Origin of the sequence: Acidicapsa acidisoli (assembly GCF_025685625.1) — a bacterium.
Lineage (GTDB): Bacteria > Acidobacteriota > Terriglobia > Terriglobales > Acidobacteriaceae > Acidicapsa > Acidicapsa acidisoli.
In genome coordinates, this window is record NZ_JAGSYI010000001.1 from 1,426,678 (window position 1) to 1,448,774 (window position 22,097).

The following is a 22,097-nucleotide window of genomic DNA, read 5'->3' on the forward strand; positions in this document are numbered from 1 at the left end:
GATGGCAACGAAGGATATCAAACCTCAAGATCCGATGATCGACCCCCTGACAGGGGAGTTCCGGGTACTCGCGCCGGGACAGACCTTCAAGTCGGTGACGGCAAAGATTTCGGACATTGTGCTGACGCCCAAGACCTCGCTGGGTTTTCTGGGGTTTCTCGCGATTGCCGGTTCGGTCGCAATGCTGGTGCTCGTGGCGGTGACCTGGCTGTTTCTAAAGGGCGTGGGAATCTGGGCGATCACGCAACCGGTAGCGTGGGGCTTTGCAATCATCAACTTTGTCTGGTGGATCGGTATCGGCCATGCAGGAACGCTGATCTCGGCAATTCTGCTGCTCTTCAAGCAAGGCTGGCGTAACTCGATCAACCGATTTGCCGAAGCGATGACCATCTTCGCGGTGGTCTGCGCCGGCATGTTTCCACTGATTCACGTGGGCCGGCCCTGGCTCTCGTACTGGCTCTTCCCGCTGCCACTGACGATGAATGTGTGGCCGCAGTTCCGATCGCCGCTCTTGTGGGACGTTTTCGCGGTTTCGACGTATGCGACGATTTCGATCGTGTTCTGGTACATGGGCATGATTCCCGATTTTGGCACGCTGCGCGACCGGGCGAAGTCGAAGTTTGCGCAATACGTTTACGGGCTTCTGTCGGTGGGATGGCGCGGCTCAGTCCGGCATTGGATGCGGTATGAGACTGCTTCTCTTCTGCTAGCAGGTTTGGCGACGCCGCTGGTCCTTTCGGTGCATACGGTCATCAGCTTCGACTTTGCGGTTGCGGTGCTGCCGGGCTGGCATACGACGATCTTTCCGCCCTACTTTGTGGCGGGCGCTATCTACTCGGGCTTCGCTATGGTGCTCACGCTGGCCATTCCATTGCGCAAGTTTTACCACCTGGAGGAGCTGGTCACCGAGCGCCATATCGACAATATGGGCAAGGTGATGCTGGGCACGGGTGGCATTGTGGCGTACGGGTACGGCATGGAAGTCTTTATGGCCTGGTACTCTGCATCGCACTGGGAGTTCTTCATGATGTGGAACCGCATGTTTGGGCCGATGGGCTGGTCGTATGGAGTTCTCATCTTCTGCAACATCGCGTTTCCGCTGACCACGCTCTGGGTGCGCAAACTCAGGACCAATATCGCCTTCATGTTCATCCTGTCGCTGATTGTGAATACGGGCATGTGGTTCGAGCGGTTCGTGATCGTTGTGACCAGTTTGTACCGAGATTTTCTGCCTTCTTCGTGGGGCACCTACCGCGCTACGAAGTGGGATTACGCAACATTTGTGGGGACGTTGGGACTGTTCACAACACTGTTTCTATTGTTTGTGCGCTTTCTGCCCATGATCCCTATGAACGAAATCAAGATGATGCTGCCAGCGGCCAAGATTACTCCTAAGACCGAGACGGCAGCCGGGGCTGGTGACTGATGCCTGTACCTGTTGAAGGAATCTACGGCATGCTTGCCGAATTCGATACACCGTCGGACCTTGTAAGAGCGGCGCAGGCCGCGTACAAGGACGGCTGGCGGCGAATGGACTGCTATACGCCGTATCCGGTGGAAGAGGCGGCGGAAGCGATCGGCTTCCACAAGAACAAGGTTCCGCTGGTCACACTCGTCGGTGGATTGATGGGGCTGTGCGCGATGTTTTCGCTGGAGACGTGGATCTCGACGCTGGCATATCCGCTGAACGTCGGCGGTAGACCAACGTATTCGTGGCCGGCGTTCGTTGTGCCTGCGTATGAATGGACGATTTTGTTTGCGGGCCTCTCGGCATGCTTTGGGATGCTGGCCTTGAACGGTCTGCCGAGTCCGTATCATCCGCTGTTCAATGCGCCAAATTTTCGCAGCGGCGCGACCGATGATAAGTTTTTCCTTTGCCTGGAGGCGCTGGACCCGAAATTTGACCTCACCGAGACACGCGCGTATCTCGAGAGCTTCGGGCCGACGTCGGTGGTGGAGGTGGAGTACTGATGCGCAGAGCCTTCCCATTTGAAAATCAAGACGGCCGATCCTTTGCCCGGCTCAGGACGGCAACCGCTCTTGTTGTGGCTGCCGGGGCATTATTCGTAGTGGGCTGCCGGCAGGACATGCACAACCAGCCAAAGTTCATTCCGCAGCGGGGCACTGAGTTTTTTGCGGATCATCGTTCCGCCAGGCCCCAGGTTGAGAATACCGTTGCACGCGGCGGATTGCATGAAGACACCTACTTCTATACAGGAACAGTTCCAGGGGCCAACGGTTATCGAGAGGAAAAGGATCTGCTTCCGTTCCCGGCAACGCTGACTGTTCTTCAGAAGGGACAGGAACGGTTCAATGTCTACTGCACGCCTTGCCATTCGCGTGTGGGCAATGGTCTTGGCGCGGTCGTGCAGCGGGGGTACAAGCCGGCGGCAAATCTGAATGACCAAGTCCGCCGTGCGCAGCCGCTGAGTCATTATTTTTATGTGATGACGCATGGCTATGGGGCAATGCCGGATTACTCGGCGCAATTGGCCCCAGAGGAGCGCTGGGCAGTCGCGGCATATATCCGTGCGTTGCAACTCAGCCAGAATGCGACGGAGAAGGATGTAGCGACGGGCGCCAAGGTCGAGAACCTGAAGGATGTCGCGGTGGCCAAGGGATTGCCGGAAGGCTTTGCCGCGCCATGGGATCTTCCGACGACGGCAATTCAGGCCTATCCGGCGAACGAGAAGGAAGGAACTCCGGCAATGGCTCCGGCCTATCCGGCAGACCCTAAGATCTTTATTCCGAATTCAGCTGCACCGGCAAGCAAGTCAACTTCAAGCAAGCCGCCCGAAGCGTCGATGACGCCGAAGGCGGGGAATTAGGGAGCGGGAAACCGGATGGCACACGTTTCTCACGCAAAGGTACTTCCCGCGGATTTGAGCGCACCTCCATTCGTGAACGCATGGAAGGCGCGGGCGCTGATGATCGCGGTTCTTTTCACGGTGACGGCCGTGGTCCTGGCCTTCCTGGATGGCTCGATGGATCACGTCTATCGCGCCTGGGCAGTTGGGCTGGTGCTGAACTTCGGATTCTGCTGTGGCGGCCTGTTGCTCCTGATGCTGCAGTACGTCACGGGAGGAAAGTGGGGGCTGCTCTTGCGGCGTCCTCTGGAGGCAATGAGCCGGACGCTGCCGCTGATCATCCTGTACTGGATAGCGTTGGGTTTCATGCTGAAGCGCCTTTATATGTGGGCCAATCCTCAGATGGCTCTGGACAGCTTTAATGCGAAACTTATTACGTCCGAACAGCTCCAGACGATTCAGCACGCTATTGAATGGAAGCGACCGATGCTGAATGTTGGAACTTACTGGATCGTGAGCCTGATCTGCTTTGCGATTTGGGGCTACTACACCTGGCAGCTGAACACGCAGAGTCTGCGGCGCGAAAAAGACACCCTGGCGAATACACCTTACTGGATCAAGAAGTTTGAGAACATCTCAGGCTTCGGGATGGTTGTGTATTCGCTGACAATGACCGCGATGGTGATTTACTGGGTTATGTCGATGGACGTGACCTGGTACTCGTCTGTATATGGATTGCTTTTTCTGGTTGGGCAAGGCTACCAAGTGCTGGCGCTCGCGCTGATAACCTCGATGGCTCTATCCAAGGCTGAGCCGTTCAAGACTATTCTGCGCGGAACAGAACAGTATGATCTGGGCAAGTTCACGTTCGCCTTCGTCATGCTGAATATGTATCTGGCTTTCGCGCAGTTCCTGATTATCTGGTCGGGCAATCTGCCGGAAGAGATTCCGTGGTACATGGATCGCATCAACGGGCATTGGGGGATCGTTTGCACGCTGGACTTTATCTTCCACTGGCTTGTTCCCTTCTCGCTACTGCTGTCGCGGGATATCAAGAAGAACAAGAAGCGGCTTATTCGTGTATGCCAGTGGATGATCTTCGCCAAGTTTTTTGATTTGTTCTGGCTCGTTGAGCCGAATTTCAAGGATGCGGCGCGGAACCTGCACTTCAGCTGGGGAATTCTTGAATACATAGCCGTGCCGGTAGCGATGACCGCACTGTGGGTGGCGTATTACTGCATACAGTTGCAATCGCGTCCGCTGGTACAGACAAACGACCCGCATCTAGCGGAGATTCTGGAGCCGGAACATGCACACGCCTAACTCCGCTTTTGAATATCACGAGCCGAAAGAAACAAAGGTCGACGCTTCGCTCGGCTACGAAGAGACGGACGTACAGGTTTCTGGCATCGTTGTGTTTCTGACCGCTCTGGGAATTTTCGTGGCGGTTACAGCGGTGCTTTGCGTCGGGATTGGCAAGGTGATCAATCACGAGTTGGCGAAGGCAGACGGACCGACGACGAAGTGGAATCATCCAGTGGATGTCCGCAAACTGGGTAACTTGGCCAGCAGCCCGGAACTTCAACAGCAGTTCGCGCAACTGGCGAGCCGCTTTCCGTCGCCTCGTTTGCAGACTGATGACGGATACCAGGAGATCATGGACATTCATGCCAAGGAAGACTTGCTCCTGGAGAATTACAGCTGGGTAGACGAGAGCAAGGGGATCCTGAGGATTCCGATCGATCGAGCCATGGAGTTGGTGGCAGAGCGGGGACTGCCGGTGGCTCCGGTTGCGAGTGAGACGCCTCTGTTGGCCGAGGATTCTGTACCGGTTGTGAAGGCGCCTCTAACCGACGGATTTGCGCGGACAGGCTATGAGCAGGATCAGACCGCCAAGGCAGAAGCGCTGAAGTCCAAGGAATAGCTTGAACTTAGGACGAACCGAATAGGGACCAGGAAGTAGGGAACAATGATCACGGCAGTCACAAATCGGAAAGACCCCAAGATGGCGACGCTTGCCACCTCGGTGTTGATTGCGGTGAGTGCGGCGCTGCTGGCGATATGCACGACGAGCGCGGCAGCGCAGGTTTCGCAGCCGGGTGATAAGCAGGTTGGGCCTGAGAATGACCATCCGCCAGCGATTCTCGATAAGGTAGGAATCTCGCAGAATCTGAATGCGCAACTACCGCTCGGGCTCAGCTTTGTGGATGAGACGGGAAAGCAGATTCAGCTTGGCAGCTACTTCGGCAAGCACCCGGCGATTCTGGCTCTTGTCTACTATCAGTGCCCGATGCTTTGTTCTGAGGAATTGAATGGACTCACTTCGGCACTGCGGATGGTGGATGTAAAGCCAGGCAAGGACTTCGAGGTGATCGTTGTCAGTATCGATCCGACGGAAGGACCGGATCTGGCGGCAGCCAAGAAGCGCAGCTACGTGAAGCGTTATGGCCAGCCTGAGACCGCGGATGGATGGCATTTCCTGACAGGGAAGCAGCCGGAAATCGATGCGCTGACGAAGACGGTTGGATTCGGTTATACCAAGATTCCGGGACCGGATGGGAAGCTCAATCAGTTCGCGCACGCAAGTGCAATTCAGATCGTGACACCGCAGGGAAAGCTGGCGCAGTACTACATGGGGGTTGAGTATTCCCCGAAGGACTTGCGTCTGGGCCTGGTAGAGGCCTCATCGAACAAGATCGGAACGCCGGTCGATAACATTTTGACCTATTGCTACCACTACGATCCGGCCACGAACTCGCACAGCCTGATCGTGGCGCGAGTGATGCAACTGGGTGGTCTGGTGATGGTGCTGGGTTTGGGCGGATTCATGCTCGTAATGTTTCGCAGAGACGCTCGGCAACCGGAAATTCATGCGAACGGAATTTCGCAATCGAATCATATGCGACCGGAACAAAGGTGAACGGATAACGGATTATGGGATTAAGTCCAGTACTGTGGCAATTTTTAGTCAAGTGGATGACCAACTTCGCGATCATTCCGCCGGAGGCGTCGCGGATTGCGCCTCAGGTGGACGCGCTGCTGGTGTTCATGACCCTGGTAAGCCTGGTGGGGCTTGTGCTCGTCGGGCTGCTGGTGACGGCATTTTCGATTCTGTATCGCCGCGAAAAGCATCCGGTCGCGGTACAGATCGAGGGGTCGACGCTGCTGGAAGCGACCTGGACTATCATTCCTCTGGGCTTGTTCCTGGTGATGTTTGTCTGGGGATCGGTGTTGTACTTCCGCATCTATACACCTCCACCGAATGCGATGAACATCTACGTCGTTGGAAAGCAGTGGATGTGGAAGGCGGAACATCCAGGCGGCCAGCATGAGATCAACTCGCTCCATGTGCCGATCAATCAGCCGATTCAAATTACACTGATTTCGCAGGACGTCTTCCATAGCTTCTCGATTCCTGCTTTCCGCGTGAAACGCGAAGCGATTCCGGGGCGCTATACCACCGTTTGGTTTGAGGCGACGCAGGTAGGTACCTATCACCTGTTCTGCACGCAGTATTGCGGTACGAACCACTCGGCGATGATTGGCGAGGTGGATGTCCTGACGCCTGAGGATTACAAAAAGTGGCTTGCGGATTCGACCAGCGGCGTTTCGCTGGCGCAGAATGGCGAGCGGCTTTTCGCGAGCCTCAGTTGCAACGCTTGCCACAATGGCCAGCCGGACTCGCGCGGGCCGAGCCTCGCTAATGTGTATGGCTCAAAATTGACGTTATCAACGGGACAGCCGGTGCTCGTGGATGAAGCGTATCTGCGGCAGGCTATTCTGAATCCGTCGGCGCATATCACGCAGGGTTATGCGCCGATTATGCCGACGTATCAAGGTCAAGTCAGCGAAGAAGGGCTAATTTCGCTGGTTGAGTACATCAAGAATCTGAGTACGAATTACCGGGTGCAGCAGACGCTGAATACGACGGCGCTGTTGCCGGAGCAACCCGACAAGGTTCCTGCCAAGGGAGCCAGTGCGCAGGGGGTAGCAAAACCATGAGTACCATCGTGAGTCTTCCCGACCAGGCAACAGCACGAATACCGAAGCGCAATTATCTGACCAATGAAAACGGCCTGCTGAGCTGGCTGTTGACGGGGGATCATAAGCGGATCGCGGTTCTCTATCTGATCTCGATCACCTTCTTTTTCTTCATTGGCGGCGCCCTTGCGGGTATGATCCGACTGGAGTTGCTTACGCCGCAGTCGGACCTGATGGCCTCGGATACCTATAACAAGGTCTTCACGATGCACGGCGTGATCATGGTCTTCCTGTTCCTGGTGCCTTCTGTGCCGGCGACACTGGGGAATTTTCTCATCCCGATCATGATCGGGGCCAAAGACTTGGCCTTCCCGAAGATCAATCTGTTGAGCTGGTACCTCTATCTGGTCGGCGGCGGAATGACGCTGACGGCGATGATCACGGGCGGAGTGGATACGGGCTGGACCTTCACGACGCCGATGTCAACGCACTTCTCCAACACGAATGTCATTACGACCGGGTTGGCGATCTTCGTGGCAGGATTCAGCTCGATCTTTACCGGATTGAACTTCATCGTCACGATTCACCGGATGCGCGCGCCGGGTATGACGTGGTTCAAGTTGCCGCTTTTTTGCTGGGCGCATTACGCAGCTTCGATTCTGATGGTGCTGGGAACGCCGGTGCTGGCGATCACGCTGGTCCTTGTAGTCCTGGAACGCACGATAGGGATTGGGGTTTTTGATCCGACCAAGGGCGGCGATCCGATTCTCTTTCAGCATTTGTTCTGGTTCTATTCCCATCCGGCTGTGTACATCATGATTCTGCCGGGGATGGGCGTCATCTCCGAGGTGATCTCAACCTTCAGCCGTAAGCGGGTTTTTGGCTACACGGCTGTGGCCTTCTCATCGGTGGCGATCGCGGTCTTCGGCTTCTTTGTATGGGCGCACCATATGTTCATCATGGGCGTCTCGAACTACGCGGTGCTGGTATTCTCGCTCCTCACCATGCTTGTCGCGGTGCCCTCGGCGATCAAAATCTTCAATTGGGCGTTCACGTTGTACAAGGGCTCGATCACCTTTGAAACGCCGATGCTGTATGCCTTCGGATTCATGGGGCTTTTCACGATCGGCGGATTGACGGGCGTTTTCCTTGGTTCTTCCGGGACCGATATTCACCTGACCGAGACTTACTTCATCGTCGCGCACTTCCATTTTGTGATGGTGGGCGGGATGCTGATGGCGTTCCTTTCGGGCGTCCATTTCTGGTGGCCGAAGATGACGGGGCGCATGTATCCCGAGAAGATCTCTCAGCTCGCGGCCGTGGTCACGTTTATCGGCTTCAATTTCACCTTCTTTCCGCAGTTCCTGCTGGGAATGTTGGGCATGCCGCGGCGGTATGCGGCTTATCCACATGAGTTTCAGGTGCTGAATGTGTTTTCGACGGCGGGTGCTTCCATTCTGGGTGTGGGTTATCTGCTACCAATGATCTACCTGATCTGGTCGCTCAAGTATGGCGAAGTGGCCGGGAACAATCCCTGGCAAGCTACGGGACTTGAGTGGCAGATTCAATCACCGCCGCTGACGGAAAACTTCACGACGATTCCGATTGTGACGCAGGATGTGTACGACTATGAGTGGCTGGAGCGCCAGAAGGAGCATGAGGTGACGCATGTCGGATAGTCACGCAGTAGCGGTAGTGGGCCACGAAGAGGGGCACAGTGAACATCCGGCGTATCAGCGACATCACTTTGTCTCGATGGAGCAGCAGAACGAGACTGTGAGCTTTGGGATGTGGCTGTTCCTGCTGACGGAAATCATGTTCTTCGGCGGGCTATTCACGGCGTACTTGATTTACCGGAACTGGTATTTCCCAGCATTTGTGGCGGCTTCGCACACGCTGAATCTCTGGGAGGGTACGATTAACACCTTTGTGCTGATCTCCTCGAGCTTTACGATGGCGATGGGCGTGTGGTGTGCGGAGACGAAACGCAGCAAGGGATTGATCTGGTCCCTGATAGGAACGCTGATTCTGGGAGCTGTCTTTCTCGGGATCAAGTACGACGAGTATCACGAGAAGTATGAACTGCATCATATTCCGGGCGAGATATTCCACTTCAACTCTCAGGGGTTTGTGCATCCGAGCGCCGAGGCGTTGAAGACCGGGGAGAAGCCGCTGGCCCCGGATATGGCGGCCAAGACCGAGGTTTATTTCTCGCTCTACTTCGCCATGACGGGCATGCACGCTCTGCACATGGTTATCGGAATGGTGCTGCTGAGCGGCATGCTTTGGAAGGCGTCGCATGGCGGATACATGAACGGGCATATCGCGTTTGTGGAGAACTTTGGGCTGTACTGGCACTTTGTCGATATTGTGTGGATCTTCCTGTTTCCGCTGCTGTATCTCATCAGCCGGCATGCTTGAGACAGGTCAAGATATTGGGTTTGGGGCATAGGGATTCGGGATATCGAAGGGATTGGAAATATGTCGGACAAATATCAAGATCATGACATCAATGCTGGGCACCCAGAGGACGAGCAGCATATAGTCAGTCCTAAGGTCTATTTTGTGATCTTCCTGTGCCTGGTGGTTGGGACGGCGCTTACGGTGGGTGCGTCTCTGATCGAAATGGGGCCGTGGAATCCAGTGGTGGCGCTTGCGATTGCGTGCATCAAGGCGACGCTGGTGGTGCTGTTCTTTATGCATATCAAGTACAGTTCCAGATTGATGAAGCTGACGGTGGGAGCCGGGGTTTTCACCTTCCTGATACTCGTGGGTATGTCGCTCGCCGATTACATGAGCCGGGCCTGGGGACAGTGGTAGGCCTCATTGCATTTCTCTTGAACTGAAAAGGGCTGCCGCATTCCGGCGGCCCTTCTGCTTTCATGGAATTCATGCTTGACTCAATCGCAAGCTTCTCTACTTTTTCTTTTCCCAGAGTTCTTCGTGGCGATCGTCGCGGACCTGAATCCCTGTGACTCTGCCCTGAGCGTCGTGTTCAAAGGTTAGCCGGGTCAGGCTGCCGCTGGGATAGAAGAAGGTGCTGGTGCTCTCGGCCATGATTTCATTGACATCGCCCTGGGCGTTGCGCAGGAAGACCTGTTCGCCCTGGCGCTGGATGGTGGCTACGAGAACGTTGTAGCTGTCGCGGTATTCGCCGACGTAGGTATCGAGGATCGCGGTTGGAAGTTTGAGGGCGGGTGGGTGGAGCGGGATGGTGATGCGTTCTGCGAGCGGCGGCAATTGGGGAACCTGGCTTAAGCGATGCGAGAGGAGCCAGCGCGGCAGTTCGGGTTCATTGAAGGCGCGGGTCCAGCAGTCGTGATGCAGACCCTGGTAGTCCCAGAGGCGGACGTGGCCATTCTCGGCTTTGATCGCTTCGAACATCAGCTCACTCTGGCGGGGGACGACGGTCGTGTCTTCGGCGCCGTGAAAGAGCCAGATGGGCGTGCGGCCCAGGTGGCGGGCGTACTCGGCGGGGAGCGTAGCAACTTCTCGCCAGCGGTCGGGGGCGTAGCTCCAAAAGACTCCTGAGGCGGCTATGGCAATCGCTGCCCAGCGATGCGGAAAATTGCGGGCGAGTTCCCAGGCGCCGTAGCCGCCGAGGGAGAGACCGGTGAGGTAAGTGCGGTCGGGGTCGGCGTGAAATTCGCGGGCTTCCTGGTCGAGGGAAGCCATGGCCATTTGCAGCATGTCGGGGTCAGTCCAGAAATGGCGAAGAGGGCACTGCGGCATGACGACGATGAAGGGCCAGCGTTCGGGGTGGTCGCGAAGCTGTTGGGGAAGGCCGATCTGGGTCTGCCACATGCCTTCGCTGCCGCGTTCGCCGCGGCCGTGCAAGAAGAGGATGATCGGCGGAGCAGGTTCGGATTCCTTTCCTGAGGTTCCGTTGCTTTTCTTGTCGTTTTTTTTGTCTGCTGTTCGATCAGGCTCCGCTCGGTGGAAATCTTCGGGGATGTAGACCTGAAATCGATAGGTAATTCCCTGCACTTCTATGGTGCGATTGAGGAATCCAGTTTCCTGAATTTGGGGAGTCGGATGGGCTTCCCGAGGATGGGATGTTGCGGAGACGGTTGCGTGAGCGATGGAAACGGCCAGGTACAGCAGCAAGAAGGATATAGCCGGGACGGCTGGTCCCTTCCCAGATCGGCCGGATGTTTGCATGTTCTTTATCCAAACACAGTCGAGGCCTTCTGGGAAGGAAGATTGACCTCTCGTACCACCAAAGTTCGAGGAAAGACGCCGGAATTGGGACTTCGTGGTTCCCCAAAACAAAGGCAGCGCAAAACGCCGCCCTTGTTTTCTGGGACCTACTTTTTGATCGAAGAAGTGGGGGAATGAAGCAATCAGGCTTCAAAGATCAAGCTTCGAAACTGACGAGCGAGAACATCGCACCTTGCGGGTCGACGCCCTGGACGATCCAGCTACCGCCGGGAACCTGCATGGGACCGTTCACGACGCTCCCGCCGCCGGCTTTGATGCGCTCGATAGCGGCACTGATGGCGTCCACCTGGAAGTAGAATCCCCAGCAGGGCACGGGAACGTTTGGAGTCTTGGTCATCATGCCCCCGACCTGTTTGTCTTCGTAGCCAAATATGCGATAGATGCCCATTGGACCCATGTCCATATCGGTGACTTTGTCCCAGCCGAAGAGGGTGCTGTAGAAGGTGAAGGCGGGTTCGAGATCACCGGCGTAGAGTTCGTGCCAGCCGACGGTGCCGGGAGTGGGAGGTAGGGGACGGTCGGTGGGAGTCGGCATATTGGGATTGGAAGTGAAGATGACGAATGGTGTGCCCTGAAGGTCTGCGACGACGATGAAGCGGAGCATGCCGGGCACGTCGGTGGCTGGTTTCAGGATCTTGCCACCGGCTTCGACCACTTTGACTCCGTAAGCATCGACATCCGGAACGTGGATGTAGCCGATCCATGAGGGTGGGTGGTTCATGGCCTTGGCCTCTTCGGGAAGGGTCATGAGGCCGGCGATGCCAACTGCGCCTAGGTTGAAGGTGAAATAGGTCATGGATCCCTGGCTGACATCTTTGGTTGTCCAGCCCACAACGCTGGAGTAAAAGGCGCCGGCCGCGGCCGTATCGGTGGTCATCAGTTCGTACCAGGCGAAGTTGCAGGTTGGGCTGGACATAGATGGTCTCCTGTTGGTTGGGATTTGGTGGGGGGATTCACACCCGGAATTGACTCGGTACGTTGATATCAACATAATTCGAGTATGTCAACGGTTGTGGAGGTTAACTTTCAAACAACGCTGCTAGTGCGAGATACGTGCCTTTGTCTACATGTGCAGCGGGCGGCGCGGGCGTTGGCGCGGAGGTTTGACGAGGCGCTCAAGCCGGTTGGGCTGACGAACGGGCAGTTTTCGCTGATGATGAGTCTGAATCGGCCGGATATGCCGGGGGTTCCGCGGGCGACGATCGGGTCGGTGGCGGATTTATTAGGGATGGATCGGACTACAGTGACGGCTTCGGCAAGAGTGTTATTTGAGCGCGGCTTGATTTTGGTGACGGCTGAGCCGGAGGACCGCAGGACTAAGGTGCTAAGGCTGACGCAAGAGGGGCGGCAAGTGCTGGCGGATGCGGTGCCGATCTGGACGCGGGTGCATGGGGAGATTGAACGGGAGCTTGGGGAGTCGAAACCGGAGCTCCTGCGGCGGGATCTGCTGGTTCTGGCGCAGGGCGGATGAAGGGAGTTCCCTCACCCGCTGCCTGGATTCAATTCGCCAGTGAATAGACGACGGTGATAGTGGTCTCTACTTCAACCGGATTTCCGTTGAGAAGGAAGGGTTCATAGCGCCACTGGCGGATTGCGTCGAGGGCGCTTGCCTGTAACTCCTTTGGACCTTCCTGAATGCGCAACTCGCTGGGAACGCCTTCTTTGCTGATGATCGCTTCGACAATTACGTCGCCGGAGATTCTCTTTTCTTTTGCTTCCTGTGGGTAGACGGGTGTGGCATGGCTTATCACCTTGAGCTCTGTCGATTTGACGTGGATCTTCTTTGGCGCGTCGGGCTGCGTTTCTACACCGGCTATTTCCATTCGCAGGGCGATGGCGGAGGCACAGGTTCCGAGTGCAATGGCTGCGCAGACGGCTACGATCAGGAACTTTCGCGGGGCAGCTAAATTGGGGCGATTCCGGGTCAGATTCATAACTCTCCTTTCGAAGTTGCTGGCATCGAGGATTCCGATGGCGTGGAGGTTTCGCTGGGGCGTGGGGCAGGACAGCGTGGTGGCGAGGCGAAGCAGGGAGCGGGCGTAACTGCCTTGTCCGGCGGTGGCGCGAGCGGCGGATTCGTCGCAGACCATCTCGCGGGTTTCGGCGATTCGGGAGCGGAAGAGCCAGAGGATGGGATGGAAGGACAGCGGCAGGGAGAGCAATTCGTAGAGGAGATTTTTGGCGAAGTCGTGGCGCTGCATGTGGGCGGTTTCGTGGGCGAGGACGGTGTCTAAATCGTCTCTGCGGTCGTCTTCGCACAGGCGATCAAAGAAGCCGGGTGGGATAAGTAGTGCAGGTCTTCGGATGCCGATGGTTACTGGGCCGTGGACCGCATCGGAGATGGCTAGCTGGCCATTGCGGATTAGGAAGCGTTGCCTGAAGTGGTTGAAGCGGGTTGTGAGTTCGCTGGATTGCTGGATTGGCTGGGATTGCTTGCGAATCTGGACTGTCCGCAGGATTCCGTATGCGAGGCGTGTTGTGAAGTAGAGGACGGTGCAGGCGTAGAGGCTGATGATTCCGGTTGCGAGCCAGGGAGCTGGATGCAGGCCGGAGCTTTGGACTGAGCCGGAGCCGAGGAGGATTCGGATGCTACCGCCGCCTCCTGGCTTGCCGGGCCATGCGCTTATTGCAAGAGCGAGCGCTTGCTGCCATAGCGCACTCAGACTGAAATTGCAGAGCGGAAGGATGGTCGCGACTATCAGTGAGCTGACCCAGACGCGGTGTTCGGTGCGCGCTCCGACGGGGCGGGCGAGGTGTGCGGCGATACTGGCTGCGGCGAAGACGAGTGGGACTTGCCATACGGAGTTGAGCAGATATTCGATGAGCCAGGATGCGAAAGTGTGATTCATGTGATTCATTTGTCCGCTCCGTCGGCGCTGCCGGATTCGAGGCGTTTGGTTAGCTCGATGATTTTGTCTGGGTCGATCTGACGGGACTTGATGAGGCTCATGACTAACTCTTCGCTGGAGCCACCGAACATGCGGTCGACGAGGTCGCGGATGGCGTGGCCGGAGGCGTTGGCTTCGGTGACGGTGGCGCTGTATTCGTAGGCGCGGCCCTTGAGCTTGCGCTTCAGCTTGCCTTTGCGGCGCAGTATGTTGAGCATGGTCTGCACGGTGGTGTAGGCGAGCTCCTGTTCGAGACCCTCCTGCACGGCGCTCACGTTGCTGGAGCCCTGCTTCCAGATGACCTGCATGATCTGGAGTTCGAGCTTGGTTAGGGTTTCTTCTTTGTGCTTTGCCATTCTTACTCCTAAACAATTAGGACAATAGGCTGCGATTGCGGCATTGTCAACTAAATTCTTAGGAGATGGTTTCGCCGGTCGTTTTGCTGCCTATTGTCTGATTCTCCGGAGTAGAGCGAAGCCGGGCCTGAAGGCCCTGATCTGTGGGATCTGTCTTCGGGAGGCTGAAGCCGCCCGCTCCCTCCGTTACGCTGCTTCGCTCGATGTTTTTGTATTCGATAGGCAGCGGGTTTTAGTCGCCCGTGACGAGGGCGAAGGTAAAGCCGTCGTAGCCTTTGCTCCCTACGGTCTGGAGGGCGGTGGCGGTTAGGCGCGCATTTCCTTGTTGATTGGCGCCGATCATCTCAAACATGGCGCGAGTGCCGGTGATGGCAGGTTCAGTGCTGGCGGGGTTGGCGATTTCGCCGTCGCGGATTACGTTGTCGACAATGATTAGGGTGCCTTTGCGGGAGAGCTTCAGGGCCCATTCGAGATAGGTGGGGTTGTTGGGCTTGTCGGCGTCGATGAAGATGAGGTCGAAGGGTTTGGGGTCTGCGGCGTGAAGTTTCGCGAGTGAGTCGGCGGCTGGGCCGATCTGGATTTCTACGAGGTGCGCGAGGCCGGCGTGGGCGATGTTTTTCTGGGCTACAGCGGCGTGTTTTGGCTCGAATTCGAGGGTGATGAGATGGCCTTCGGGCGGGAGTGCGCGGGCGAGCCAGATGGTGCTGTAGCCGCCGAGAGTGCCGATTTCGAGGATGCGGGTTGCGCCTTGCAGGAGGGCCAGCAGGTGGAGGAATTTGCCCTGGGTGGGGCTTACGTCGATGGTGGGAAGGTTTGCGGCGGCGTTGGCTGCAAGGGCGGATTCGAGGATGGGGTCGGATGAGATGAGGGTTTCGTTCAGATAAGCGTCGACATCGGTCCATAGGGGATTGTCGGTGGGCTGGCGCATGGATCGGCTCCTTCGGCTGCTGGTTTGAATATAGCTAAGGTCGGATTCTGTTCGCAGAAAAACGGAGATTCCGTGTTGGTGCATGGAGAAAAGCAGATTCCCTGCGGGAATGAGAGACGGAAAAGCAAGGGCAACGGCAAAGGCAAGAACAGGTCTGGATTTTGTGGTTCCCACCCATGTCGCGATCATGCTGCGCCATGGATGGGGCACCCGGCACTCGGACGATGAGTGAGGACTCGGTTAGTGATGTCTTCTTGACCCTTGTGCGGCTGAGACGAGGAGGTCTAGCGCTGAACTTTGGGTGCTGGCGTCGGCTGCGCCGAAGGGTGAAGTCCAGACCTCGCCAAGATGATAGTCGGGGGGATGAACCTGGCTCCAGATGCTGTCGGCGTTGGTCAGGACGAAGCTGCTATATCGTGGCAGGGGATCAATTTCGTCGAGAGCGCGTAGATTGCGGACGAAGATGCCTTTGAACTGGGTGCCGTCTGCGCCGCACTTGGGTTCGCAGCTGTCGTGGAGAATGCCCTGGGCATCGGTGAGCTTCGATAGTGCTGCTTCGGCGATCGCCTTCGCTTGCGCCAGAGTGGCAGGGGCGTGGTTCGCCTGGTGCAACGCGGCGAGTCCGCCCAGGATTACGCCTTGGTTGTAAGTCCAGGTTGTCTTCTGGTTGTTTTTGCATCCGCTGGTGAGGCCGTCGTTGACGAGGTGATCTTCATTGATCATGCCGGAGTGAGAGAACCATTTCCATTCGCGATTGGCCCATGCGAGATAGGCGGATCGTTCCTGGGGGTTGGCGGTGGTATTGGCAAGTTGTGCGGCGACGGAGAGGAAGAGTTCGTTGGCGATGGCGTTCTTGTAGTTGCGGTCTTTGCTCCACCAGATTCCGCCGGAGCAGGTGTTGTCCCAGCCGTAGGTCATGTCGGAGAAGATGTTCTTTGCGGCATCGAGATAGCGCGGGTCATGCGTGATGCCATAGGCATCGATCCATGCAAGAGCCCACCAGCCTTCGTCGTCATAGTATCGATTGATGAAGCCGGGACCCTCTTTTTGCGCACGAGACAGGGTGTTGGAGAAGACGAAGTCGTAGTCGCGAGACTGGGTTATCTTCGCGTAGTCAGCGAGCACTGTGATTGCATTCGCGGAGTTCCACCAGCCTGTCGTTTTGTAGAGGCCGGTGTCGAGGTCATACCAGGCTTGAAGGGATTGTATGGCGAGAGCTGCATGCTGAGGGTAGGAATTCGCCGCGGGGCTGGTTGGGGTGGTCTGAGCAATCGAACCGGCAGGGATTGAGCCGAGGATGCAAAGAATTGCTATGTTCCAAAACAGGAGCTTTTGTGCTGTATAGATATGGCTCATGGATTGACCTCGAGTTCCCTTCTCAGGTTGGCCATGGTGGTCAGATAGAAGGCGAGGTTGTGGATGCTGTTTAATGTGCCGCCCAGGGGTTCGCCAGTTTGCATTAAGTGGCGGAGGTAGGCGCGGCTGTAGCGGCTGCAGGTGGGGCAGGTGCAGGCTGGGTCGGGTGGGTTCTGGTCTTCGGCGAACTGGCGGTTTTTGATATTCATGCGGCCCTGGCTGGTGAATAACAGGCCGTGGCGGGCGGCGCGGGTGGGGATGACGCAGTCCATCATGTCGACGCCCATGCGGGCGTATTCGACGATTTCGTCGGGGAAGCCTACGCCCATGACGTAGCGGGGCTTGTCTTTTGGGAGCAGGGGCAGGACGGTGGAGATGACTTCGCGAGTGAGTTCGCGGGGTTCGCCGACGCTTAGGCCGCCGATGGCGTAGCCGTCGAAGTCCAGTTCTACGAGGCGCTCGGCGCTCTCGCGGCGGAGGTGCGGGTACATGCCGCCCTGGACGATTCCGAACAAGCTTTGGGTCCCGAGGGTGCCGTCAGAGTTGATGATTTCTTTGTGCCAGGGGACTTTGTGCTGGTTGGCGCGAAAGTGGTTGAGCGAGCGGGCGGCCCAGGCCATGGTGTAGCGGAGGCTTTCGGCGGCTCGGGCTTCGTCGGCGGGGTGCTCGGTGCACTCGTCGAAGGCCATGCAGATGTCGGCGCCGAGGGCGATCTGGACATCCATGGAGTGTTCGGGCGAGAACATGTGGCTGCTGCCGTCGAGGTGGGAGCGGAAGCGAACGCCTTCGTCGGAGATTTTGCGGAGACCGGAGAGCGAGAAGACCTGGAATCCGCCGGAGTCGGTGAGCATGGCGCGGGGCCAGCTGATGAACTTGTGCAGGCCGCCTAGACGGGCGATTAGGTCGTGGCCGGGGCGCAGGTAGAGGTGGTAGGTGTTGCCGAGGATGATCTGCGCGCCCTGGCTGTCTGGGCCGAGTTCTTCGAGGATGCCTTGCGGGACGGCCTTGACCGTTCCCTGTGTGCCTACGGGCATGAAGACCGGGGTTTCTACGGTCTGGTGGGGGAGGTGAAGGCGGGCGCGGCGTGCACCGGAGGAGTGCGTACTGAGGAGTTCGAAGCGGAGGGCCACAGATTGATTCTAGATGCTGGTCCCTCCGCGATGCTTTCATGTCAATTCTTAGCAGATGAGGGCACGAATGCGGGACTCGATCATGCTGCAGGGCACGAAGAAGGGTTTGTTGGTGCACTGGATGATCAGGGAAGCGGCTGCGGCGCTGTATTGCCAGGTGAAATCCATCTCCTGGTAGGTGGTGCTGCCGCTTTCGCCTGTCAGGTCGAGGCCTTGCGCCTTTGCCGTTGCGAGAAGCGACTGGTATTTGTCGGCTGTGATTTCCGTCAAGGTAATTGTTGGACAGTTCGCCATTGGTTACTCCTTACCTTTGACGGTAGCAAAGAGAGGGGAAATTGCACGCAAGTGGGGGCGGTGGAAAAGCAGATCCTTCGCTGCGCTCAGGATGACAAGCATTTAGAAAGCGAGACGGTCTTACTGGAAGAGGTTCAGGGTTTGGGGGCCTTCGTCGGTTTCGTCTTCGGGGAAGCCGCCGATGATGCCTTCGGTGGCTAGTTTGTCGATTGTCTTGAGGATGAGGTGCAGGGCGGCTATGGCCAAGATGGTTCGGAGGATCAGGATTGGACGAGTTTCGGTCTTCAGTTCCCAGTTGACGGTGAACAGGGTGAGTGTCGGGAAAAGGACTGCATAGAGCGTGAAGACGATGGCGAGGTTGGTGCGGCCGGGCAAGCGCGGGCGAGTGAACGGGATCTGGGTGCGGCCGAGGAAGAAGAGGTCCGCGAAAAAGAGGGACAGGCCACAGCCGTAGATGGCCTGAATGAGCAGGTTGAGGTAGCTCCCGTGGAGGGCGAGGAGGATGGCGAGGATGGCGGCGGTGAGCGTGAGGCTGCAAAGGAAGGTGAAGAGTTTGGCTGATTTTGCTGCGCGGCCGGGGAAGGCGTAGGGGTTTGGCCCGGGTTCTGACTCTGATTCGCGCTGGTTTGGGGTCAGTTTGAGGTTGATGGGGAAGACCCAGCGGGCGCGCATGTCGACGGGGAAGCTGAAGGCGGCTCCGAGACCGGAGACCATCCAGAAGAGCAGGAGGGGCAGCAAGGCGTGCAGTCCGGGTTGCCAGAGGGCCGGGGTGAGGATGTGGCTGGGCGACAGATGGAAGGTGACGATGGTGCAGAGGGCGAGTGCGAGGCCGACTCCGGCATAGAGGGCGAGGTAAACCTGGTAGCGGGGGTTGCGGGCGATGGTCTGACCGATGAAGTGGAAGATGGCGCGGTGCTGGGGCTGCTTGAGCAGGGTTTTCCGAAGAATTACGGCGAGAAGATTGCGGGGTTGGGCGCCGGAGGACGGAGAGCCTTCGATGGCGCGCTTTCGTTGCCGCGACCAGGCGAGCGGGTAAGTGAGGATGGCGATAGTGGCGGCGATAGCGGTTGCGATGAGGCCGCAGGTGGCGAGTTTTTGAGCTGCGGCAGGGGCGGAGCCTGAGAGATGTGCGTAAAGCCCGAGGAACCAGAGGGGTGGGACCCAGGTGGCGAAGGAGGAGCGGCCTTCGAGGAGTGTCTGCATGTGGTTGCCGCATAGGGGGAAAAGCAGGAAGAGAAGCAGGAGTGCGGTGACGGAGAGTGACTGGAGCAGAGTGGAGACGGTTCGGAACCATGCCGGAGGAAGCAGGCAGACGGTAAGCCCTTGCAGGGCGAGCATGGCGAAAGCGGCGAAGATGCCGGAGAGCGTCGTCGCGACGAAGTGACTGAGTACGGTGTGGGCGACGTTGCCGCCGGGGCGGGTGCTGAGGGCGGAATACAGAATGAGCGGGAAGATGTTTACGGCGACGAGGAACATGCCGAGGAAGGCGAGCAGGGCTTTGGCTTTGGCGAGGAAGAGTTCGCCGGATTTGAGTCCGAGGGGCAGGAGGATCAGGAAGTCAGCGCGATCGGGAAAGAGCATCTCCCACTCGAAGGTGGTGACGGCTCCCATGACTACGAAGCTGAAGAGGACGAAGAAGTAGCGGTCGGCGGCTGTGGCCCACAGGTTGCGGTTGGGGTAGTGAGGCAGCAGCCAGAAGGCGACCATGAGGCCGGGGACGGCCGCTCCGCAGAGGGCGCGGATGACGGTGGTTTCGGTTTCGCCGTCGATAGAAAGAGTGTCGTTGTCGAAGAAGCGGCGGAAGAAGTGGTGATAGAGGATTTGGGCGCGCGAGGGTTGAGGCCGGGAGATTTGTCGTACCCACCCATGTCGCAAACTGCGCGCCATGGATGGGGCACCCAGTTCATGAGAGGACGCATGCAGATCGACTGCGAATTTCTGGGTGGGTTCAGGCATGTTGCACCTTCATTACTCCGACTAAATCGCGGGCTAGCTGTTCGGTGTCGGTTTGCTGGACTAGCTGGGCGAAGACGCTTTCGAGGTCTTTCAGCCGGGTGAGTTCGGTGAGTTTGCTGGGGGCGGCATCGGCGACTACTTTGCCTTTGGAGAGGATGATGACGCGGTCGCAGACGCGTTCGACGACTTCGAGGACGTGGGAGATGTAGAGGATGGCCTTCCCTTCCCGGGCTAGCAGGACGAGCAGGTCTTTGAAGAGGCGGGCGGTGACGGCGTCGAGGCCGGATAGCGGTTCGTCGAAGATGAGCAGGGCAGGGTCGTGCATGAGCGCTGCTGAGAGCAGGACACGCTGCTTCATGCCCTTGGAGTAGTCGGAAATGGCCGAGTATTGCGAGGATTCGAGCGAAAAGAGCGCGAGCAGGCTGCGGGCCTTGGCGTCGATGAGCTTTTCTGGCATACCACGAAGGCGTCCGACGAGCTGGAGATATTCGAGGCCGGAGAGGTGGGTGTAGACCTGGGCTTCTTCGGGGACGTAGCCGAGATGGGCGCGGAAGGCCGAGAGATCGTCGTGGATGTTGCGTCTGCGGAAGAGAATTTCGCCGTCGGTGGGCTCGATCATGCCGGTGATCATCTTGACGGTGGTGGATTTGCCGGAGCCGTTGGGGCCGAGGTAGCCGAGGATTTCGCCCTCGGACAGCGTAAAGCTGACGTTCTGGACTGCGGGGATGGTTCGATAGCGCTTGGAGGCGTTTCTGACTTCGAGCATGATTCCCCTTTCACCGTCGGGATTTGTGGGACCCACCCTTGTCGCGATAAGACTGCGCTAAGGATGGGGCACCCAGAGTTGTGGAACTTTTCTACTTTTATCCTGCATACCCTATGTAGTACACTTCTCATAATTCGTCAAGTATCGACGTCAAGTGCGAATCTGACGTATTGTGATTGCGAGTGTGCGATGAGTTCCGGAAAGCTTTCCCATAGCGTGGCGATTATCCTGAAGGCGCTGAGCCTGGGGTACCAGTTCGGCTTCGAGATTATGGAGGTCACCGGGCTGCCGAGCGGCACGGTCTATCCGGCACTGCGACGGCTGGAGCGGGATGGGCTGGTTTCTTCCAACTGGGAGGCTGAGGACGAGGCTTTGAAAGAGCAGCGCCCGGCGCGGCGGTACTACGAGTTGACCAAGGTGGGCAAAGAAGTGGAAACGACGGCGGTGAAGCGGTATCCGCTGCTTTCGCGGTTGCTGCCGGAGAAGCTGGGGAAGTCGCTATGAGTCCTGTGAATTCTGCGAATCGCCTTGAGGCTGCGATTGAGCGGCTGCTTCCCTTTGCGAGCGGGCTTGTTCCCCGGCGGGACCGTGCGGACTGGGTGAAGGAATGGCGGGCGGAGCTGTGGCATCGGCGGCATGGCGACCGGCGCGTGTGGCGGGAGCGCGGCGCCTTACAGGATGCGGCAAGTTTGGTCTATGGGCTGGCGGCCGATGCTGCGTGGCTGCGGGTGGACCGGGTGCGCGAGGCGGTGCTCGGTTCGGCTTATTCGTGCCTGTGGGTGCTAGCTGCCTATTGCCTGCTGTGCGCGGCGATGGAGCGGGCGGTTGAGGATTCCTGGGCTGCGTTTTTTCATCTGCTGACGGCGCATTTCTTTGGGGGCTTTGTTCTTGTGGCGGCTCCGGCGATCTTTGCGGCGGTAGCGACGTATCCGCTGAGGCCGCTGCGGTGCAATCGGCAGCATCCGGGGGCGCGAGGTTTTCTGTCGACGCGGGCGAAGTGGAATTTGTTTCTGGCTGCGAAGGGGATGCTGACGCTGGCGCTGAGTTTTCTGGCGACGCTTGTGGCGACGGGGCTGGTGCGGATGTTGGTTGGGCGCTACTCGGATTGGTTTGAGCTGGGAATGTATGCGCTGGTTGTGACGATCGGGATGCGGTGGGCGCTGCTGAATCAGGAGCAGCGATGCCAGAAGTGTTTGCGGATGCTGAGCCAGCCGACGCGGGTGGGCAATCCGTCGCATAACTTTCTGGAGTGGAGCGGGACGGAGCTGGCATGCGCGGATGGGCATGGGCTGCTGCATGTGGCGGAAATGCAGGGGAGCTGGTGCTGGTATGACCTTTGGGTTGAGCGCGATCTGGAGTTTGATCCGGGTTGGAGCGGGTTGTTCAGTTCGTCCGGCTCCTGAAGTCCTTCTCT

23 protein-coding genes are annotated in these 22,097 nt (G+C 57.9%); 13 read left to right on the forward strand and 10 right to left on the reverse strand.

The window, feature by feature from the left end; all coding sequences use genetic code 11:
* Position 1: 1 nt before the first annotated feature.
* The 10 genes from nrfD to OHL23_RS05700 are packed head-to-tail and all read left to right on the forward strand — an operon-like array spanning position 2 to position 9,608.
* Positions 2–1,426, forward strand: coding sequence for an NrfD/PsrC family molybdoenzyme membrane anchor subunit (gene nrfD, locus OHL23_RS05655; protein WP_263350798.1), 1,425 nt, complete (start codon positions 2–4; stop codon positions 1,424–1,426).
* Positions 1,426–1,971: a DUF3341 domain-containing protein gene (locus tag OHL23_RS05660; RefSeq protein WP_263350800.1), complete on the forward strand. Its 546-nt coding sequence runs from the start codon at positions 1,426–1,428 to the stop codon at positions 1,969–1,971. Before nrfD ends, OHL23_RS05660 begins: the two co-directional genes overlap by 1 nt.
* Positions 1,971–2,828: a c-type cytochrome gene (locus OHL23_RS05665; protein WP_263350801.1), complete on the forward strand. Its 858-nt coding sequence runs from the start codon at positions 1,971–1,973 to the stop codon at positions 2,826–2,828. The genes OHL23_RS05660 and OHL23_RS05665 overlap by 1 nt, the downstream gene beginning before the upstream one ends.
* 15 nt (positions 2,829–2,843) lie before the next feature.
* The gene (locus OHL23_RS05670; RefSeq protein ID WP_263350802.1) at positions 2,844–4,130 is read left to right on the forward strand and encodes a hypothetical protein; all 1,287 of its coding nucleotides are present in this window, start codon (positions 2,844–2,846) and stop codon (positions 4,128–4,130) included.
* Complete coding sequence (locus OHL23_RS05675) at positions 4,117–4,731, forward strand: hypothetical protein (RefSeq protein WP_263350804.1); 615 nt, start codon at positions 4,117–4,119, stop codon at positions 4,729–4,731. Before OHL23_RS05670 ends, OHL23_RS05675 begins: the two co-directional genes overlap by 14 nt.
* Positions 4,732–4,776: 45 nt before the next feature.
* Positions 4,777–5,727, forward strand: coding sequence for an SCO family protein (locus OHL23_RS05680; protein WP_263350805.1), 951 nt, complete (start codon positions 4,777–4,779; stop codon positions 5,725–5,727).
* Positions 5,728–5,741: 14 nt separating this feature from the next.
* Entirely contained in the window at positions 5,742–6,809 is a 1,068-nt protein-coding gene (gene coxB, locus OHL23_RS05685) for a cytochrome c oxidase subunit II (RefSeq protein WP_263350806.1), read from the forward strand.
* A complete protein-coding gene (ctaD, locus tag OHL23_RS05690) occupies positions 6,806–8,467 on the forward strand; it encodes a cytochrome c oxidase subunit I (RefSeq protein ID WP_263350808.1) in 1,662 nt (553 codons plus the stop codon). The genes coxB and ctaD overlap by 4 nt, the downstream gene beginning before the upstream one ends.
* Entirely contained in the window at positions 8,457–9,209 is a 753-nt protein-coding gene (locus OHL23_RS05695) for a cytochrome c oxidase subunit 3 (protein WP_263350809.1), read from the forward strand. The genes ctaD and OHL23_RS05695 overlap by 11 nt, the downstream gene beginning before the upstream one ends.
* Positions 9,210–9,269: 60 nt before the next feature.
* Complete coding sequence (locus OHL23_RS05700; RefSeq protein ID WP_263350810.1) at positions 9,270–9,608, forward strand: cytochrome C oxidase subunit IV family protein; 339 nt, start codon at positions 9,270–9,272, stop codon at positions 9,606–9,608.
* A gap of 96 nt (positions 9,609–9,704) precedes the next feature.
* Here the strand turns inward: OHL23_RS05700 and OHL23_RS05705 are convergent, their stop codons facing one another.
* On the reverse strand, positions 9,705–10,949 hold the full coding sequence (locus tag OHL23_RS05705) for a DUF3471 domain-containing protein (protein ID WP_263350811.1): 1,245 nt from the start codon (positions 10,947–10,949) through the stop codon (positions 9,705–9,707).
* 196 nt (positions 10,950–11,145) lie between these two features.
* A complete protein-coding gene (locus OHL23_RS05710) occupies positions 11,146–11,925 on the reverse strand; it encodes a VOC family protein (protein WP_263350812.1) in 780 nt (259 codons plus the stop codon).
* Positions 11,926–12,009: 84 nt separating this feature from the next.
* On the opposite strand from OHL23_RS05710, the gene OHL23_RS05715 reads away from it, so the two are divergent.
* Positions 12,010–12,480: a MarR family winged helix-turn-helix transcriptional regulator gene (locus OHL23_RS05715; RefSeq protein ID WP_263350813.1), complete on the forward strand. Its 471-nt coding sequence runs from the start codon at positions 12,010–12,012 to the stop codon at positions 12,478–12,480.
* Between the two features lie 28 nt (positions 12,481–12,508).
* Here OHL23_RS05715 and OHL23_RS05720 read toward each other — a convergent pair whose 3' ends face one another.
* The 8 genes from OHL23_RS05720 to OHL23_RS05755 form a co-directional block, all read right to left on the reverse strand.
* Complete coding sequence (locus OHL23_RS05720; RefSeq protein ID WP_263350814.1) at positions 12,509–13,867, reverse strand: M56 family metallopeptidase; 1,359 nt, start codon at positions 13,865–13,867, stop codon at positions 12,509–12,511.
* Positions 13,864–14,253, reverse strand: a complete 390-nt coding sequence (locus OHL23_RS05725; protein ID WP_263350815.1) for a BlaI/MecI/CopY family transcriptional regulator — start codon at positions 14,251–14,253, stop codon at positions 13,864–13,866. Before OHL23_RS05725 ends, OHL23_RS05720 begins: the two co-directional genes overlap by 4 nt.
* Positions 14,254–14,485: 232 nt before the next feature.
* On the reverse strand, positions 14,486–15,181 hold the full coding sequence (locus OHL23_RS05730) for an O-methyltransferase (RefSeq protein WP_263350816.1): 696 nt from the start codon (positions 15,179–15,181) through the stop codon (positions 14,486–14,488).
* A 240-nt stretch (positions 15,182–15,421) separates the two neighbouring features.
* Positions 15,422–16,537, reverse strand: a complete 1,116-nt coding sequence (locus OHL23_RS05735; RefSeq protein ID WP_263350817.1) for a glycoside hydrolase family 76 protein — start codon at positions 16,535–16,537, stop codon at positions 15,422–15,424.
* Positions 16,534–17,667, reverse strand: coding sequence for a tRNA guanosine(34) transglycosylase Tgt (gene tgt / locus OHL23_RS05740; RefSeq protein WP_263350818.1), 1,134 nt, complete (start codon positions 17,665–17,667; stop codon positions 16,534–16,536). Before tgt ends, OHL23_RS05735 begins: the two co-directional genes overlap by 4 nt.
* A 48-nt stretch (positions 17,668–17,715) precedes the next feature.
* Positions 17,716–17,961 (reverse strand): hypothetical protein, encoded by a 246-nt coding sequence (locus tag OHL23_RS05745; RefSeq protein ID WP_263350819.1) that lies wholly within the window; start codon positions 17,959–17,961, stop codon positions 17,716–17,718.
* A gap of 120 nt (positions 17,962–18,081) precedes the next feature.
* Positions 18,082–19,917: a hypothetical protein gene (locus tag OHL23_RS05750; protein ID WP_263350820.1), complete on the reverse strand. Its 1,836-nt coding sequence runs from the start codon at positions 19,915–19,917 to the stop codon at positions 18,082–18,084.
* A complete protein-coding gene (locus OHL23_RS05755; RefSeq protein ID WP_263350821.1) occupies positions 19,910–20,683 on the reverse strand; it encodes an ABC transporter ATP-binding protein in 774 nt (257 codons plus the stop codon). The genes OHL23_RS05750 and OHL23_RS05755 overlap by 8 nt, the downstream gene beginning before the upstream one ends.
* Before the next feature lie 189 nt (positions 20,684–20,872).
* Between OHL23_RS05755 and OHL23_RS05760 the strand changes: the two genes are divergently transcribed.
* Together OHL23_RS05760 and OHL23_RS05765 are read left to right on the forward strand one after the other, a co-directional pair.
* On the forward strand, positions 20,873–21,187 hold the full coding sequence (locus OHL23_RS05760) for a PadR family transcriptional regulator (protein WP_263350822.1): 315 nt from the start codon (positions 20,873–20,875) through the stop codon (positions 21,185–21,187).
* Positions 21,184–22,086: a hypothetical protein gene (locus OHL23_RS05765; protein WP_263350823.1), complete on the forward strand. Its 903-nt coding sequence runs from the start codon at positions 21,184–21,186 to the stop codon at positions 22,084–22,086. The genes OHL23_RS05760 and OHL23_RS05765 overlap by 4 nt, the downstream gene beginning before the upstream one ends.
* Positions 22,087–22,097 lie beyond the last annotated feature (11 nt).